At 69.3% G+C, this 16,454-nt stretch carries 14 protein-coding genes; 7 read left to right on the top strand and 7 right to left on the bottom strand.

All coding sequences use genetic code 11. From position 1 onward, the window contains the following. The first annotated feature begins 85 nt into the window (after positions 1–85). The 3 genes from KR541_RS22110 (at position 86) to KR541_RS22100 (ending at position 2,102) form a co-directional block, all read left to right on the top strand. The gene (locus KR541_RS22110) at positions 86–718 is read left to right on the top strand and encodes a LysE family translocator (protein WP_050016238.1); all 633 of its coding nucleotides are present in this window, start codon (positions 86–88) and stop codon (positions 716–718) included. Positions 719–730: 12 nt separating this feature from the next. Beyond that, positions 731–1,267 carry a GNAT family N-acetyltransferase gene (locus KR541_RS22105; protein ID WP_050016240.1) on the top strand — a complete coding sequence of 179 codons (537 nt, stop codon included), beginning with the start codon at positions 731–733 and terminating at the stop codon, positions 1,265–1,267. A gap of 100 nt (positions 1,268–1,367) precedes the next feature. Then, complete coding sequence (locus KR541_RS22100; RefSeq protein ID WP_050016242.1) at positions 1,368–2,102, top strand: metallophosphoesterase family protein; 735 nt, start codon at positions 1,368–1,370, stop codon at positions 2,100–2,102. 62 nt (positions 2,103–2,164) lie between these two features. Here the strand turns inward: KR541_RS22100 and KR541_RS22095 are convergent, their stop codons facing one another. Together KR541_RS22095 and KR541_RS22090 are read right to left on the bottom strand one after the other, a co-directional pair. After that, positions 2,165–3,487, bottom strand: a complete 1,323-nt coding sequence (locus KR541_RS22095) for an ATP-binding protein (protein WP_050016244.1) — start codon at positions 3,485–3,487, stop codon at positions 2,165–2,167. Continuing rightward, on the bottom strand, positions 3,484–4,224 hold the full coding sequence (locus KR541_RS22090; RefSeq protein WP_050016245.1) for a response regulator: 741 nt from the start codon (positions 4,222–4,224) through the stop codon (positions 3,484–3,486). The genes KR541_RS22095 and KR541_RS22090 overlap by 4 nt, the downstream gene beginning before the upstream one ends. 226 nt (positions 4,225–4,450) lie before the next feature. On the opposite strand from KR541_RS22090, the gene KR541_RS22085 reads away from it, so the two are divergent. After that, the gene (locus tag KR541_RS22085) at positions 4,451–5,032 is read left to right on the top strand and encodes a thioredoxin family protein (RefSeq protein WP_050016247.1); all 582 of its coding nucleotides are present in this window, start codon (positions 4,451–4,453) and stop codon (positions 5,030–5,032) included. 53 nt (positions 5,033–5,085) lie between these two features. On the opposite strand, the gene KR541_RS22080 is transcribed toward KR541_RS22085, so the two are convergent. Then, positions 5,086–5,724 (bottom strand): FMN-binding negative transcriptional regulator, encoded by a 639-nt coding sequence (locus KR541_RS22080; protein ID WP_050016249.1) that lies wholly within the window; start codon positions 5,722–5,724, stop codon positions 5,086–5,088. 123 nt (positions 5,725–5,847) lie between these two features. Here KR541_RS22080 and pdxR point away from each other — a divergent pair, with 123 nt between their 5' ends. Next, positions 5,848–7,338: a MocR-like pyridoxine biosynthesis transcription factor PdxR gene (gene pdxR / locus KR541_RS22075; RefSeq protein ID WP_209939564.1), complete on the top strand. Its 1,491-nt coding sequence runs from the start codon at positions 5,848–5,850 to the stop codon at positions 7,336–7,338. Between the two features lie 142 nt (positions 7,339–7,480). Beyond that, the gene (locus KR541_RS22070) at positions 7,481–9,712 is read left to right on the top strand and encodes a penicillin-binding protein 1A (RefSeq protein WP_050016254.1); all 2,232 of its coding nucleotides are present in this window, start codon (positions 7,481–7,483) and stop codon (positions 9,710–9,712) included. A gap of 21 nt (positions 9,713–9,733) precedes the next feature. Here KR541_RS22070 and KR541_RS22065 read toward each other — a convergent pair whose 3' ends face one another. From KR541_RS22065 to KR541_RS22055, 3 genes are all read right to left on the bottom strand, one after another. Beyond that, the gene (locus tag KR541_RS22065) at positions 9,734–11,695 is read right to left on the bottom strand and encodes a WG repeat-containing protein (RefSeq protein WP_239468940.1); all 1,962 of its coding nucleotides are present in this window, start codon (positions 11,693–11,695) and stop codon (positions 9,734–9,736) included. A 173-nt stretch (positions 11,696–11,868) separates the two neighbouring features. After that, positions 11,869–12,969, bottom strand: coding sequence for an adenosine deaminase (gene add, locus KR541_RS22060; RefSeq protein ID WP_213346207.1), 1,101 nt, complete (start codon positions 12,967–12,969; stop codon positions 11,869–11,871). Positions 12,970–13,015: 46 nt separating this feature from the next. After that, positions 13,016–14,365 (bottom strand): NCS2 family permease, encoded by a 1,350-nt coding sequence (locus tag KR541_RS22055; protein WP_050016264.1) that lies wholly within the window; start codon positions 14,363–14,365, stop codon positions 13,016–13,018. A 94-nt stretch (positions 14,366–14,459) separates the two neighbouring features. On the opposite strand from KR541_RS22055, the gene KR541_RS22050 reads away from it, so the two are divergent. Then, positions 14,460–15,368 (top strand): LysR family transcriptional regulator, encoded by a 909-nt coding sequence (locus tag KR541_RS22050; RefSeq protein WP_216089784.1) that lies wholly within the window; start codon positions 14,460–14,462, stop codon positions 15,366–15,368. A gap of 29 nt (positions 15,369–15,397) precedes the next feature. On the opposite strand, the gene KR541_RS22045 is transcribed toward KR541_RS22050, so the two are convergent. Then, positions 15,398–16,450 carry a nucleoside hydrolase gene (locus KR541_RS22045; RefSeq protein WP_089489678.1) on the bottom strand — a complete coding sequence of 351 codons (1,053 nt, stop codon included), beginning with the start codon at positions 16,448–16,450 and terminating at the stop codon, positions 15,398–15,400. Positions 16,451–16,454: the final 4 nt, after the last annotated feature.

The following is a 16,454-nucleotide window of genomic DNA, read 5'->3' as shown; positions in this document are numbered from 1 at the left end:
GGCCGGGAGCGCGGTCGCCGCGCCTGTACAGCGCGTGGCGACGCAGACGATAATCGGCTGCGCGCCTTCCATCGGGAGCTCCTTCATGCATGAAACGACCCTGCTGATCTTCGCCGCCGTCGCGTTCGTCGGCATCGCGACGCCCGGCCCGACCGTGCTGCTCGCGCTGACCAACGGCTCGCGCTACGGCGTGCGCCGCGCGGCCTACGGTTTCGCGGGCGCGATGCTGTCCGACTTCGTGCTGGTCGTCGCGGTCGCGCTCGGCCTCGGCGCGCTGCTGCTGGCGTCGGCGTTCTGGTTCTCGGTCGTGAAGTGGCTTGGCGCCGCCTACCTCGCCTATGTCGGCATCCGGCTGCTCACGTCGAAGGGGGCGCTCGACGTCGGGGCCGCGCAACCCGGTGCGGCAACCGAACGCAACGCGTCGATCTTCGCGAAAAGCTTCCTGACCGCGGTGACGAACCCGAAGGGTTATCTGTTCTTCTCCGCGTTCCTGCCGCAGTTCCTCGATCCGCTGGCGCCGCTCGCGCCGCAGTACGTCGCGCTCGCCCTCACGTTCGCGCTGCTCGACGGCGTCGTGATGTTCGGCTACGCGCTGCTCGGCGCACGCGCGGTGCGGCTGCTGAAGCGCTCGGGCGCGCTGTGGCTCGAACGCACGTGCGGCGCGATGCTGCTCGCGCTCGCCGGTTCGCTCGCGCTGTACCGGCGCCATGCCGCGTAGGCGCCCGGTTCGATGAGAGTCGCCGCGCCGCCGGGCGCCGGATTCCCCGGCCTGTCGCTCCGGCAACTCGAACGCGCGGACCTCGACGCGTGGTACGCGTACCTGTCGAACCCCGACGTTTTCCGTCACACGAGCTGGAACCTGCGCTCGCCCGACGGTCTGCTGCCGCTGTTCGACAACATCGAATCGACCGATCCCGATTCGATCCGGCGCCTCGCGATTGTCGACACCGCATCGGGCGCACTTGCCGGGACGGTCGGGTTGCATACGGTGTCCACCGTGAACCGTTCGGCGGAGATCGCGTACGACCTCGCGCCGTCGCACTGGGGGCGCGGCATCGCGAGCGCGGTGTGCGACGCCGTCACCGCGTGGGCATTCGACGAAGGCGGCTTCAACCGCATGCAGGCCGTCGTGCTAACCCGCAACGCGGGCTCCGCGCGCGTGCTGCAGAAGTGCGGCTACCGCTACGAAGGGCTGCTGCGCGCCTACAAGATGGTGCGCGGCACGCCCGGCGATTTCGCGATGTACGCGCGGCTCGCGACCGACTGACGCGCCACTGCGCCGCGCGTCACGCGCCGATGCCGCGACGCAATTAGACGCCCCGCGCCGAATTGGCGACAATCGCCGTTCCCCACATCGCCTTGCCGCCATGAAAATCGCCGCGCTGTCCGACATCCACGGCAACCTCGCCGCGCTCGACGCGGTGCTCGACGACGTCCGCCGCCGCGGCGCCGACGTGATCGTCAACCTCGGCGACATCCTGTCGGGCGCGCTCCATCCGGTCGAGACGGCCGATCGCCTGATCGCGCTCGACCTGCCGACCATCAAGGGCAATCACGAACGGCAACTGCTGACGCACGAGCGCGACGCGATGGGGCTGTCGGATCGCTGGGCGCATGACACGCTGCGCGCCGACCACCGCACGTGGATCGCCGCGCTGCCCGAACGCCTGACGCTCGACGAGGACGTGCTGATGGTGCATGGCACGCCGGCCAGCGATCTCGTCTATTTCCTCGAAACCGTCACGCCCGACGGCTGCCGCGCGGCCACGCCCGACGAAGTCGAGCAACGCGCGGGCGACACGGCGGCCTCGCTGATCCTGTGCGGCCACACGCACGTGCCGCGCACCGCGAAGCTCGACGACGGCCGGCTGATCGTCAATCCGGGCAGCGTCGGGCTGCAGGCGTACGCGGACGACCTGCCGCATCCGCACCGAATCGAGACGGGCTCGCCGCATGCGCGCTACGCGACGGTGTCGCGCACGGCGGCCGGCTGGAACGTCGAATTCCATGCGGTCGAATACGACTGGCACACGGCCGCCGCGATCGCGGCGTCGCGCGGACGCGACGACTGGGCGGTCGCGCTGCGCACCGGCCGCTGCTGACGCGCGCGTCCCGGCTCGTCATCCGCCCCTCGCGCGGCTTCGACGCCTGCAACACCAGCGCATCACCCCGCGTTCCTCAGCGTCAGCCGCGCTTCGAGCCCGCCGCCGTCCGTCCGGTTGTTCAGCGTGAGCGTGCCGCCCATCGCAAGCGCGAGTTGCCGCGCGATCGCGAGGCCGAGCCCCGTGCCGCCCGTATCGCGATTGCGCGACGTCTCCACGCGCCTGAACGGCTCGAACACCGCGTCGAGCTGATCGTCCGGAATGCCGGGCCCGCGGTCGAGCACCGCGATCACCGCGCCGCCGTCCGGCGCCGCCCGCACGTCGATCTCGGCCGTGCCCGCGAACTTCAGTGCGTTGTCGACGAGGTTGCCGACGATGCGGCGCAGCGCCTTCGGCCGCGTAACGAGCGCGAGCGGCGCATGGCTGTGCAGCGCGACGTCCTGCCCCGCATCCGTGTAGTCGTACACGATGCTGTCGAGCAGCGCATCGAGATCGATGCGGCGCGCGGCTTCCTCGGTGCCGTGCAGCGTGCGCGCATACGCGACGCCCTCCTTCACCAGATGCTCCATCTCCAGCAGGTCCTGGCGCAGCTTCGCGCCCTGCGTGTCGTCGTCCATCACGTCGACGCGCAGCCGCATCCGCGTGATCGGCGTCTGCAGATCGTGCGAGATCGACGCGAGGATCTGCATGCGTTCGGCCATGTACTGCGCGATGCGGTCCTGCATCGCGTTGAACGCCCGCGCGGCGCGCGCGACTTCCGACGGCCCGTCTTCGTTCAGCCGCTCGCCCTTCAGGTCCGGCCCGAGCGCGTCGGCGGCCTGCGCGAGCTGCTTGAGCGGCCGCGTCGCGAGCCGCACCGCGAGCCAGCAGCACGCGGCCAGCACCGCGAGCTGCACCACGAGCACGGCCGGCAGCCAGCCCGACAGCGGCACCGTCGACATCGGATGGATGTCGATCGTCAGCGGCGAGCCGTCGGTCAGCCGCAGATGCACCTGCAGATGTTCGCTGTCGCCGGGGATCGAATTCGCGGTCAGCGGATAGTCGCCGCCGATGCCGTCCGAGATCGAGCGCTCGACGCGCGCCGACAGCCGCGCTTCCGGCGGCGTGCCGGTTTGGCCGGGCCCGAGGATGAACGCATAGCTGCGCCGCGCGAGGCGCGGCAGCCACGCAGCGCGCTCGGCGGGCGGCAGATGGTCGAGCAGTGCGACCGAGCTGGCGACCTCGCGCTCGATGTAGCCCATCATCAGGTTCGTGGTCGCCTGGTCGCGCTCGGTCACGGTGAGCCAGAACGACAGCGTCTGCGCGAGCGCGAGGCCCACGCACAGGATCAGCGCGAGCCGCGCGAACAGCGAACGCGGCCAATGCCACGGCGTGCGCGCGCTCATGGCGTACCGTCGACGGCGGTGACGGTCGACGAGAACACGTAGCCCTCGTTGCGCAGCGTCTTGATGTAGCGCGGTTCGCGCGCGCCGTCGCGCAGACGCTGGCGCAACCGGCTCACGAGCAGGTCGATCGAGCGGTCGAACGGGTCGGACTGCCGCCCTTGCGTGAGATTCAGCAACTGGTCGCGCGTCAGCACGCGTTGCGGGTTGTCGAGAAACACGCGCAGCAGCCGGTATTCGGCGCCGCTCAGCGCGACCAGCGTCCCTTCGGCGTCGAGCAGGTGGCGCCCGGTCGTGTCGAGTTGCCATTCGCCGAACGCGAGCAGCGCGGCCGTTTCCGTCACCTGCATGCCGGGCGGCAGCATGCGCGCGCGGCGCAGCACCGAGCGGATCCGCGCGAGCAGCTCGCGCACCGCGAACGGCTTGGCCAGGTAGTCGTCGGCGCCCATCTCGAGGCCGATGATGCGGTCGGTTTCCTCGCCGCGTGCGGTCAGCATCAGCACCGGCACCGTGCGGAACTTGCCGGCGCGCAGGTCGCGGCACAGCGTCAGGCCGTCCTCGCCGGGCAGCATCAGGTCGAGCACGATCAGGTCGGGCGCGCCGTCGTCCAGCACGTTGCGCATCTCTCGGCCGTTCGCGGCGAGCGACACGCGCATGCCGTTCTTCTCGAGGTAGTCCGCGATCAGTTCGCGGATCGCGCGATCGTCGTCGACGATCAGCACGTGGTCGATCTTGTCCATGAGTCGGGGGCGGTATCGGGGTTCGGGCGGGCGATGTCCGCTTTTATACCGCACGGCGGGCACGCGTTTGTATCCCAATGTATCGCGCAACCGCGACGACACACAACATTGCACACGCGCGACGGGCCGGACACATCGCAGATACGTCGGCGCCGCCTAATGGGGCCTGTCGAAACACGTCGGGCCGCCGCCCTCGCGCCGCGGCCCCAAAGATCAGGAGAACGCCATGCTGCCCCGACTCAAGACCGCCGCCCTCGTCCTCGCCCTCGCCGCCACGGCCGGGCTCGCCGCGTTCGCCGGCACCCGCGACGACGCAGGCATCCAGGCGTCGCCGGCCGGCATGGCGGCGCCCGCTTTCACCGGCATCGACCGCTGGCACAACAGCCCGCCGCTGACGCTCGACCAGTTGCGCGGCAAGGTCGTGCTCGTCGATTTCTGGACGTACTCGTGCATCAACTGCATTCATACGATCCCGTACGTGAACGACTGGTATCGGAAATATCGCGACCAGGGGCTCGTCGTGGTCGGCGTGCATACGCCGGAATATCCGTTCGAACGCGACGCGAAGAACGTCGCCGATGCGATCAAGCGCTTCGACATCCGCTATCCGGTCGCGCAGGACAACCACTACGACACGTGGCGCGCGTACGGCAACCAGTACTGGCCCGCGCTGTACCTGATCGATGCGAACGGCAAGATCGTCTATACGCGGTATGGCGAGGGCGGATACGACAAGACGGAGGCGGCGATTCGGAGCGCCCTCGCGCAGGCGGGCGAAGAGGCGAAGGGTTCGACGCGCACGCAGTGACCGGTGCGGCGTGCGGGCGCGATGCTCGCCCGCACGCCGTGGCTCTCATACGCTCAAGTGCGCTTCGCGTCGGCTTCGGCCAGCATCGCTTCCCCGATCGCGCGCTTCCCGTCCGCGACCAGCGCTTCGCCGGCGCCGCGGATATCGGCCTCGGCCTTGTTCTGCCCGAGCTTGCGCTTGCCGACGAACCGCGTGATCTCGATCTGCAGCCCGACGATCGATTGCAGCATCGTGTCGATATAGTCCTTCGGCGCGTCGCCCATCTTCCACGGCACCGGCTGCGACGCCTCGTGCGTGCGCGTCAGCCGTGCGACCACGCCGCGCACGAACTTCTCGTCGTCGCGCACCGTGATGCGGCCGTACGCATGCACGACGCGGTAGTTCCACGTCGGCACCTGCCGGTGCGCGACGTGCTTGCTCGGATACCCGTTCGGCGAAATGTACGCGTCGCCGGCGCGGAAGATCACGAGCACCTCGTCGCCGTCCGCGACGTCCTGCCAGACCGGATTCGCGCGCGCGACGTGCGCATGCAGTTCGCCGAGCCCGCCGTCGTCGGGCATCAGCTCGAACGGAAGGTGGTTCGCGTCGAGCCCGCTCCTGCCGTGCGTGATCAGGCTGCCGAACGGGTGCTGCACGATCAGTTCGCGCAGCACGTCGGGATTGGGTTCGTTGAAATCGGCGGGGACGTACATGTCGGCTCCACGGTGGTGCGGGGTGGGAAATGGCGCGGGCGCAGGCCCGTCATGCGCCGATTGTGAGCCGAAACTGGTTTATGCTGTAGAGCCGGTTTGAAACAATTTTAGCAGACCAGAATCATGGCAAGAACGGCCCGGATCGTCGAAATCCCGTCGCTCGGCGCGCTCGACCGCGCGGCCGGCGACCTGAGCCGCCAGCTCGCGCAGGCGCTGCGCGACGCGGTGCGCCGCGGCGACGTCCGGCCCGGCGACGCGCTGCCGTCCACGCGGTTGCTGGCGGCATCGCTGCAGGTCGCCCGCGGTACCGTCGTCGACGCGTATGCGCAACTCATCGCCGAAGGCTTTCTCGAATCGCGCGGCGGCGCGGGCACGCGGGTCGCGAACGCACTCGCGGAACCGCCGCCCGTCGACGAACCCGCTCCCGCTGACAGCCGCCAGCACCCGGCGCGCAACGGCCTGCCCGAGCCGGCCGCCACCTTCGCGCGGATCGCCCGCGAATTCAGTCCGCTGCCGGCCATGCCGTTCGCGATCTCGGTGCCGGTCGGCCTCACCGCGCCCGACGACATCTGGCGCCGGCTCGGCAATCGCCTGCGCGCCCGCGGCGCCGGCGCGCCGTCCGGCTATGCCGACCCGCAAGGCGCGCTGCCGCTGCGCGAAGCGATCGCCGATTACGTGCGCCGGTCGCGCTCGGTGCGCTGCGATGCGAGCCAGGTCGTGATCACGAGCGGCACGCAGCAAGGGCTGCATCTCGCGAGCCAGGTGCTGCTCGGCGCACACGACCGCGCGTGGGTCGAGAATCCGGCCTATCGCGGCATCACCGCGCTGCTCGACAGCACCGGGCGGCGCGATGCGATGGTGCGCGTGCCGGTCGACGCGGACGGCCTCGACGTCGACGCCGGCATCCGCGTCGCCCCCGATGCGCGCGCCGCATTCGTCACGCCGTCGCACCAGTACCCGCTCGGCATGCCGTTGAGCATGGCGCGGCGCAATGCGCTGCTGGCATGGGCGCGCGCGCATCGCGCCTGGGTCGTCGAAGACGACTACGACAGCGAATTGCGCTACGAAGGCTATCCGTTCCCGTCGCTGCAAGGTCTCGCGCCCGACCGCGTGATCTATCTCGGCACCTTCAGCAAGATCCTGTTTCCGTCGCTGCGGCTCGGCTACGTGATCGCCCCCGACGATCTCGTACCCGCGTTCTGCGGCGCGCGCGTGCTGATGGACCGCCATGCGCCCACCGCCGACCAGCACGTGCTCGCCGCGTTCATCGCCGAAGGTCATCTCGATCGCCACATCCGTCGCGTGCGCGGCGTCTATGCGGAACAGCGCGCGCTGCTGATCGACACGCTCGGCGCGCGCCTGCCGCGCGAACGCGCGTGGGTACAGCCGGGCGACCAGGGGATGCACGTCGTCCTGTGGCTCGCGCAAGGGATCGACGATCTCGACGTGGTCGCGCGCGCCGCCCGGGCCGGTGTCGCGGTGCGTGCGGTGTCGCCGATGTTCGCGCCCGGCACGGCGCGCGCCGGGCTCGTGCTCGGCTTCGGCGGGTTCGACCGTGCGCAGATGGAAGCGGCCGCGCAGCGGCTCGCGGACGTCGTTTCGTCGGCGGAATAGCGGCCCCGCGCGCGGTAAAAGGTTCGCGGGGGGCAACAAACGTAATCGTCTGTAAATCCTGCAAGCAAACGGCCGTTTCGGGCACCGGCGCCCGGGTTCCGTTTGCTAGGATCGCGCGTCTTCCCTCCGCGCTCCTGCCGCCTTGAATCGCTTCGTGCCGTTTCTCCGAGATGCGTGGCTTCGTTGCCGCGCCCGTGTCGCGCCGCTCGCCGCCGCGTGCCGCACGCGCGTCCGCGCGCTGGGCGCGGGCGCGCTGCATCGCCTGCGCCATCCGACCCGGCGCGGCGTCGCGCTGACGCTCGCCGCGATCCCGGTGCTCGGCCTGCTGGTGCTGCTCGCGTTCGTTCCGTTCACGCCGAGCATCGGCGACATCCGCAAGGCGCGCATCGACCGCCCCGCGCGCGTGCTGTCGGCCGACGGCCAGCTGATCGCCGAATTCCGGCCCGTGAACCGTGAATGGGTGCCGCTCAAGCAGATCTCGCCGCATATGGTCGATGCGCTGATCGCGACCGAGGATCACCGCTTCTACGCGCATCACGGCATCGACTGGCGCCGCACGCTCGCGGCCGGGCTGCATACGTTCTCGGGCGACCGCCAGGGCGGCTCGACGATCACGCAGCAGCTCGCGCGCAATCTGTATCCCGACGAAGTCGGCCGCGCGCCGACGCTCACGCGCAAGCTGAAGGAGCTGATCACCGCGTTCAAGATCGAAGCGGTGTACAGCAAGGACGAGATCCTCGAAACCTACCTGAACACCGTGCCGTTCCTGTACAACGCGTACGGCGTCGAAATGGCCGCGCGCACGTACTTCGGCAAATCGGCCGATCAGCTCGACATTACGGAAAGCGCGACGCTCGTCGGGATGCTGAAGGGCAACAGCTACTACAACCCGGTGCTGAATCCGGACCGCGCGGTCCAGCGGCGCAACATCGTGCTCGGCCGGATGGCGCAGATGGGCATGCTGTCGCCGCAGCAGCTCGCGAAACTGCAGCGCCGGCCGCTGCACGTCGACTTCGAACCGCAGACCGCGCAGCCGGGCCTCGCGCCGCATTTCGCGGTGCAACTGCGCAAGTGGCTGATCGCATGGGCCGACCGCAACAACTACGATCTGTACGCGGACGGCCTCGTCGTGCGCACGACGCTCGATGCACGGCTGCAGGACATGGCCACGCAGGCGCTGACGCGGCAGACCGAACGACTGCAGGCGATCGCCGACGGCGCATGGCGCGGGCCGTCCGGTTGCGGGCTGCGCAACGACCTGTTCGTCGGCTTCATGCGGCAGACGCCCGAGTATCGCCAGGCGCGCGACACGGGGCTCACCGATGTGCTCGCGCTGAAGCAGCTCGGCGCGAATCGCGAATTCATGCGCACGCTGTGCGAGCGCAAGACGCAGGTGCAGGCCGGCTTCGTCGCGATCGATCCGCGCAACGGTGCGATCCGCGCGTGGGTCGGCAGCCCGGATTTCGGCAGCGAGCCATTCGATCACGTGGTACAGGCGCGGCGCCAGCCGGGTTCGACGTTCAAGCCGTTCGTCTATGGCGCCGCGTTCGCGGACGGGATGCGGCCGGGCGATACCTTCGTCGACCGCCCCGTCGCGATCCCGATCGACGGCCGCGCCGTGTGGCATCCGACCGATGCGGAACCGCCGACCGGCGAGCCGATGACGCTGCGCGACGCGCTCGCGCTGTCGCGCAACCGCATCACGGCGCAGGTCATGCAGCACGAAGGCGCCGCGAAGGTCGCTCAGCTCGCCCGCGCGATGGGCGTACGCGACAGCCCGCTCGATGCGGTGCCGTCGCTCGCGCTCGGCACGAGCCCCGTCACGCTGAAAGAGATGGTGTCCGCGTACGGCACGATCGCGAACCGCGGCGTGTACGTCGCGCCGCAGATGATCACGCGCATCGAGGATCGCAACGGCCGGGTGCTCGCCGCGTTCGGCAGCGCGCCGCCGGAACGCGCGTTGCCCGCGCCTGCCGCGCAGACGCTGGTCGACGCAATGCGCGGCGTCGTCGATTACGGGACCGGCGCGGACATCCGCTCGCGCTACGGGATCCGGATCGACGTCGCGGGCAAGACCGGCACGACGCAGGACAACACGGACGGCTGGTTCATCCTGATGCATCCGCAACTGGTGGCCGGCGCATGGGTCGGCTTCGACGACGGCAGCGTGACGCTGCGCAGCGACTACTGGGGCGCGGGCGCGCACAGCGCGCTGCCGATCGTCGGGTCGTTCTACGATGCGGCGCTGCGCGCGCGGGCGATCGATCCGCACGTGCAGTTCTCGCCCGACTTCCGGCCGCGCAGCGCGCCGGCGCCGAAGCGACGCGCACCGCCGCATTCGGGCCTGTTCGACTGGTTGAGGTTCTTTCGCTAAACGTGCCGGCGGCGCTCCGGGCTACCGCAGCGTCGTCGTCGCGTGCCCATCCGCGTACAGCCACACGGGAACGCCGTCATCGCGCAATGCGGCGACCGGTTCATCCATGCGCCAGCGCTGCGCGATCTCGACACGGCGAACGAACCACGGCATCAACGTCGCATGCCGTGCATCGTCGTCACGATCGTCGTCGAACAGCGCATCGTCGCCGATTCGCGTGTAACGCGCCGGATGCAGCACGGTGCCGTCCGCGCGCAATACCGTCGCGCGCACGTCGTGGCCGTCGTCGTCCTGCACGCTGGCGAGCCAGCCATGATCGGCGCCCCAGAACAGGCCGGCCACGTCGTCGTAGCGCCCCTGCGCGATCGTCGCGCCCGTCTCGAGATCGCAGATCGCCAGTTGCACCGGCTCGCCCGGCAGGCCGCCGATCGCGTAACGCGTGAACAGCTCGCCCGGCACCGCTTCGTCGTCGGGCAGCCACGACAGCGCGCCCATGTTGACGAAGTCGAACGGCGTGAGCACGCGGCCCTGCCCGTCGACGATCGCGCAACGGCCGTCGTCGCGCCGCACGATATGGCGGATCGTGCCGAGCTCATCGAACATTTCCGCGTGTTCGCCGCCGGTCAGCGGTGCAACTTCCGCGTAATGCGGTTCGACGATCACCCGGCCTTTCGCATCGACGAGACCGACGTGACCGTTACGCCGCGCGACGAACGCGCCGCACTCGGACGACCATTCGAGCGACGCCCACTCGGGCTGTGCGCGCCATTGCCCGTCGCGCCCGATCAGCCCCCATCGCTCGCCTTCGGCTGCCGCCGCGACGGCGCCGTTCACGAATTCGTGCGCGTCGTCGAAACGCGGCGGAATCGTCCACGCGCCATGCGTATCGACGAAGCCCCAGCGGCCATTCAGGCTCGCCGACGCGACACCGCCGGTGAACTCGCCGAAATCGTCGAGCGTCGGTTCGAGTACCCACGCCCCGTCCGTGCGCACGAGCCCGAACCGCTCGCCCACGCGCACGCAGGCGACGTCGCCGCTGAAATCCCACACCGCGTCGAACGCCGGTTCGCGCACGATCCTGACACCGTCGCCCTCGACGTCCCCATCGGCAAGCAGCAGGCCGACCTTGCCGTCGCGCGCGGCCCACAACAACCGGTCGTCACGCGCGCCACTGGCCCACAGGTTCGTCCACTCGGGCGGCACGATCACGTCCCACGCGTCGTCGGTTTCACGCCGCACGCCCCACAGGCCGTTGCTTCCGCGAAAGCTGAACGTGTCGTGATCGAGCCAGTTGCCGTGCAGCTCACCGGCGTCGAACATCTCGGCGAACGTCACGCGGCGCGGCGGATTCTGCCGCCGGAAATAATGATGCGACACGCCGCCGAATCCGAAGCCCCACGCCCAGTCGCCCCAGTCAGCGGGCGTATCGATCTCGAGTGCATCGCGCACGCCGCGCACGTCGCGGAAGTCCATGCAGTTCGCGACCTGCCACCACAGGCGCGTGCACGCATCGCGTTCCTCGTCGATGTAGTCGTTCGGATCGCCGTCGTCGAGCCATGACAGTTCGTCGAGGTTCGCGGATAGCCGGGCCGCGCCGTGCGCGTCGCCGAGCGCATCGATCGACTCGCCGAGATGACGCACGACCGCATCGAACTGGCGCGCGAGCGCCGGATCGTCGCCCGGCAGTGGATACGCGGTGACGAACGCCGCGAGCCGGCTGAGGCGCGCAAGCGCGGCGCGTGCATCGCTCATGAGATTCGGCGTGCCGGCATCGCCGAACACGCGTTGATCGGTAATCGCGTCGCCCGCGCCGCCGTCGGCCAACAGCACGCGCCACAGCAGCGGAAAGTGATTATTGGATTCCGCGAACTCGATCGTTCGCGCGTCGTCGCCATTACCTGGCTGGAGATAAAGCCATGCTCGATTGCCCATCGGAAGGGTCGCCCTCGTTATTATTGTTGCCGTGATCGTGTCGGCGCCCATTATAGAAGCACGCGATGACGCCGGCGGTGGCCGCCTGCGCCGCGCACCATCACCGTCATCGTTCGACCATGACGGCGCGCAATACGCTATCCGATTTCGACCGCGACTATCTTCCCGATTCGAATGAATCGCCGGCCCGGCGACGTACCGGCCGGCGAGGCACTCGACCGCGTTCAGCCGGCCGCGAGCGTGGCGGCCAGCGCGTCGTATTCAGGCACCCACGCTGCACGCCACGCCGCCTTCGTCGCGTCATCGACCCACGCGCCGTCGATCCCGTTCAGCATGAACTGCTTCAACTCGGCCACGGTGAAGCCGAAATGGCTGAACATCAGCTCCCACGCTTCCGAAGGGTTCACCTTGTGCAACGTCGGATCGTCAGTGTTCGGATGGATCTTCAACCCGAGCCCCGGCATCTTGCGCATCGGATGCAGTTCGGCCCATTGCGCCGGCGGCAGCGTGCGCAGGTAATACGAATTCGTCGGCACGACGGTAAACACGATGCCGCGCTCCGCATAGCGGGCGCACAGCTCGGGGTTGTCGACGATCGTATAGCCGTGATCAATGCGGTCCACCTGCAGCAGATCGACGGCCGTCTCGACGTTGCGCCACGGCATCCCGAACTCGCCCGCATGCGCAGTCGTGCGGAAGCCGACCGCACGCGCGCTGCGGTACGCCTTCCAGAACAACTCGGGCGGCCGGTCGTTCTCGCGATAATCGATACCGAGTCCCGCGACTTCGTCCGCGCGATGCGCGCTCATCCACTCGACGATCGCAACCGCTTCGTCGGGGTCCTGCTCGCGGTCGATGCTCGGAATCACGCGCGCGCCGATTCCGAAATCGCGCGCGGCATCGCGAATTCCCGTCACGATCGCGGCCTGCGCATCCGCATACGCGATGCCCGACACGCGCACCGTTCCCGTCGGATTCCAGAAGAATTCCGCGTGCCGCACGTTGTGGGCGGCTGCGTCTTCCAGATACTCATAGGTAATACGCCGCAGGTCGTCGGGTTGCGTCAGCAGATATTTATCGAGCGCGCGCAGCACGTGCAGCACGCCGACCGGTTTCTCGCCGCGTGCGTAGAACGCGTTGATCTCCGCGCGTTCAATCGGCGCGCCGCTGCGTTCGGCCAGCGCGACGAACGTGTCGTGCCGCACCGCGCCGAGCAGGTGGCAATGCAGCTCGACTTTCGGCAGCGCGCGGAAGAAGGCCCGATGGGCCGGCGTGATCTCGATGCCCGTGCGCGCGGCCGGGACGTTGCCTGGTGTTCCCTTCATGTCAGTCTCTTTTTTCGGTAGTGCCATTGCGTCGCGAAGCCGTCTCTCAGTGCGGCTTCACGACGGTCCAGAAGTAATAACCGAGCGGCAGCGCGAGCACGACGAGCCCCCACGACACGTCGCGCCAGCGCCCAGCCAGCAGCTTGACGAGCACGTAGCACAGCAGCCCGCCCGCGATGCCGGTGCCGAAGCTGTTCGACATCAGCGTGAGCAGCACCATCGACATCACGGGCAGCGCATCGGTGAAGTCGTCGAAATGCGTATGGCGGATCGTCGCGAACATCGACAGCCCGATCAGGATCAGCGCCGGCGCCGTCGCCTCCTTCGGAATCGCGAGCGCGACCGGCACGAACAGCAGCATCGCGGCGAACAGCGCGGCCGCCGCCACCGACGACAGCCCGCTGCGGCCGCCCGACTCGACGCCCGCTGCCGATTCGATCAGCGCGGTCAGCGCGGGAATGCCGAACACGGGCCCGAGCGTCGCGGCGAGCGAGTCGACTAGAAACGGCCGGTTGATGTTCGGCAGGTTGCCGTGCTCGTCGAGCAGGTTCGCCTTCGCGCCGACCGCAAGCGCGGTGCCGAGCGTCGAGAAGAATTCCGCCGCGAAGAATGCGAACAGGTACGGCGCGGCGGCCAGGCTCAACGCGCTGCCGATATCGAGCTTGAACGCGATCGGCGCAATGCCGTGCGGCAGCGACATGAACGACGCGGGCAGGTGCGTGACGCCGAGCGGCACACCGGCCGCGGCGGCGACGAGGATCGCGATCAGGATCGCGCCGGGCACCTTGCGCGCCTGCAGCACGATCGCGACCGCGAGGCCGATCAGCGCAACCAACGCGCCCGGCCGCGAGAAGTCGCCGAGCGCGAACGCGTTGGTCTTCGCGTTCGCGACGACCATCCCCGCATTGCGCAGCCCGAGCATCGTGACGAACAGCCCGATCGACGCACCGAGCCCGAGTTTGATCTGCACCGGAATCAGCCGCACCACGACGCCGCGCGCGCCGAGTATCGTCAGCAGGAAGAACAGCACGCCCGACACGCATGCGATGCCCAGGCCCGTCTGCCAGCCGACGTGCTCGGTCGTCGCGAGCGTCACGCCGATGATCACCGAGCCGCCGATACCGGGGCCGACGAGGAACGGCAGGTTCGCGTAGAACCCCATCAGCGTGGTGAACAGCACGAACACGATGATCGTCGCGGTCGTCGCCGCGCCGCGGTCCATGCCGCCCGTCGCGAGCAGCGACGGGATCACGACGAGCAGGTACGCGGCCGCGAGAAACGACGTGACGCCCGCGATCGTCTCGGTGCGCACGCTCGTGCCGCGCGCGGCGAGCGCGAAGCGGCGTTCGAGCCAGTTGGCCGGCACGCGCGCCGGCATCGTGTCAGTCGCTGACATGGTGGTTCTCCTGTGATTCCGAATATTGTCCTGTGTCGGGTCGTGCAGCGCGGTCTTATACTGCCGCGTACCGCATCCCGACCGTCATTGCCCGATGTCCGACCGCTCGTCGCTGCTTCCCGCGCTCACGCTGCGGCAGGTCCAGCACTTCGTCGTCCTTGCACACGCACGCAGCTTCACGCAAGCCGCGCAGGCGCTGTCGCTCACGCAGCCCGCGCTCACCGCGTCGATCCGCCAGATCGAGTTCCTGCTCGGTGGCCGCCTGTTCGCACGCACCGCGCACCGGCTCACGCTGACCGCCGCGGGCGAAGCCGTGCTGCCGCTCGCCGAGCGCCTGCTCAATCAGGCGCGCGGCACCTTCGACGACATGACGCGGCTCATCGGCGAACGCATCCAGACCGTGCGCATCGCGTTCATCCCGTCGGTCGCGGGCCGCCTGCTGCCCGCGCTCAACGCGCTGCGCGCCACGCACCCGACGTTGCGCTTCACGCTCACCGATTTGCCGAACAGCGCGCTCGTCGAAGCGGTGCGCGACGGCGTCGCGGATCTCGGCATCGGCGTGCGCGAACCCGACGGCGACGACGGCACGCTGCGCTACCGGCAGCTGTTCGAGGACGAGATCGTGATCGTCGTGCGGCACGACGATCCGCTCGCCCGCGCGAAGAGCGTCACGTGGGCGAAGCTCGCCGATCGCGATCTCGCGGTGTTCGTGCGCGGCAGCGTCAGCGAATCGCTGCATCGCACCGGCGGCGCCGGAAAGCTGCGCCTGAACGTCACGTACCGGATGGAATACACGGAGCCGCTCTACGCGCTCGCGCGCAACGGCCTCGCGACCGCCGTGCTGCCGAGCCTCTACACGATGCATCTGCACGATCCCGAACTCGTCGCGCTGCGCGTCGACAAGCCGCGCGTCACGCGCGCGATCTCGCTGATCTCGCTCGCCACCGACGATCGCGGCCCGCACGTGCGCGCGTGCCGCGAGTGGATCGAGCAGCGCATCTGATTCCGTTCGCCGCGCACGGCCGCCCGCACTCAGGGCAATTTCGCGATGCGCTCGACGAGCGTCGCGTAGAAGCGGTCCGCGTCGACCTCGTTGATCCATGTCGCATTCGCTGCACGGCCGCTGCGCCCGTTCCAGTCGACGATCGTCTCGCCGAGCGTCCACTGCCCGGTCGTCTCGACCACCACGTTCACCTTGCGGCCGCCGAACAGCGTCGGATCGACGAGATAGCCGACGGCCGTCGGGTCGTACATCGGCGCGTCTTCAACGCCGCGCCGCTTCTTGTTGTAGGCGAGCTCGGCCTCCATGATGTCGGCGACGATCGCGCCGCAGCGGTTGCCGAGCGCACGGAACGGCGCGACGCGCGCCGGCGTGATCGACGCCTTCACCGCGACGTCGCGCGGCAGCACGACGATCGGCACACCGCTGCCGAACACCACGTCGGCCGCGTGCGGATCGACGTAGATGTTGAACTCGGCGGCCGGCGTGATGTTGCCGCGCTCGAAAAACGCGCCGCCCATCAGCACGATGTCGCGCAACGCGGCGCGAATCTGCGGTGCTTCGACCAGCGCGGTCGCGAGGTTCGTCAACGGGCCGAGCGCACACAGCGTCACGCTGTTCGGCTCCGCGCGGCTCAGCGTATCGACGAGGTACGACACCGCGTGACCGGCGGCGAGCGGCGCGCGCGGCGCATGCAGTTCGACGCCTTCGAGCCCGGTCTTGCCGTGCACGTTCGCGGCCGTCACGAGATCGCGCACGAGTGGCCGCGGGCAGCCCGCATACACCGGCAGCGCGTTCGTGCGGCCGGCCCAGTCGCGGATGATCCGCGCATTGCGTTCGGTCAGCTCGAGCGGCACGTTGCCGGCCACGGCCGTCAGCGCGCGCACGTCGAGCCGGTCCTGCGCGCCGAGCGCGAACAGGATCGCGATGGCGTCGTCCTGCCCCGGATCGGTGTCGATGATCACCGTGCGGCGCGCGGCGTCGCCGCCGGCCGCGAATGCGCCCGTTTCGGGCAGCAACGCGGTGCCGGCCAGCGCGGCGGACAGTTTCAGGAAGGTGCGGCGGGAGGCGATCGGATGGGTCATGGTC

It is taken from the genome of Burkholderia sola (assembly GCF_905400185.1).
Taxonomy (GTDB): Bacteria; Pseudomonadota; Gammaproteobacteria; order Burkholderiales; family Burkholderiaceae; genus Burkholderia; species Burkholderia sola.
This window is presented reverse-complemented; position numbering and strand designations above follow the sequence as displayed.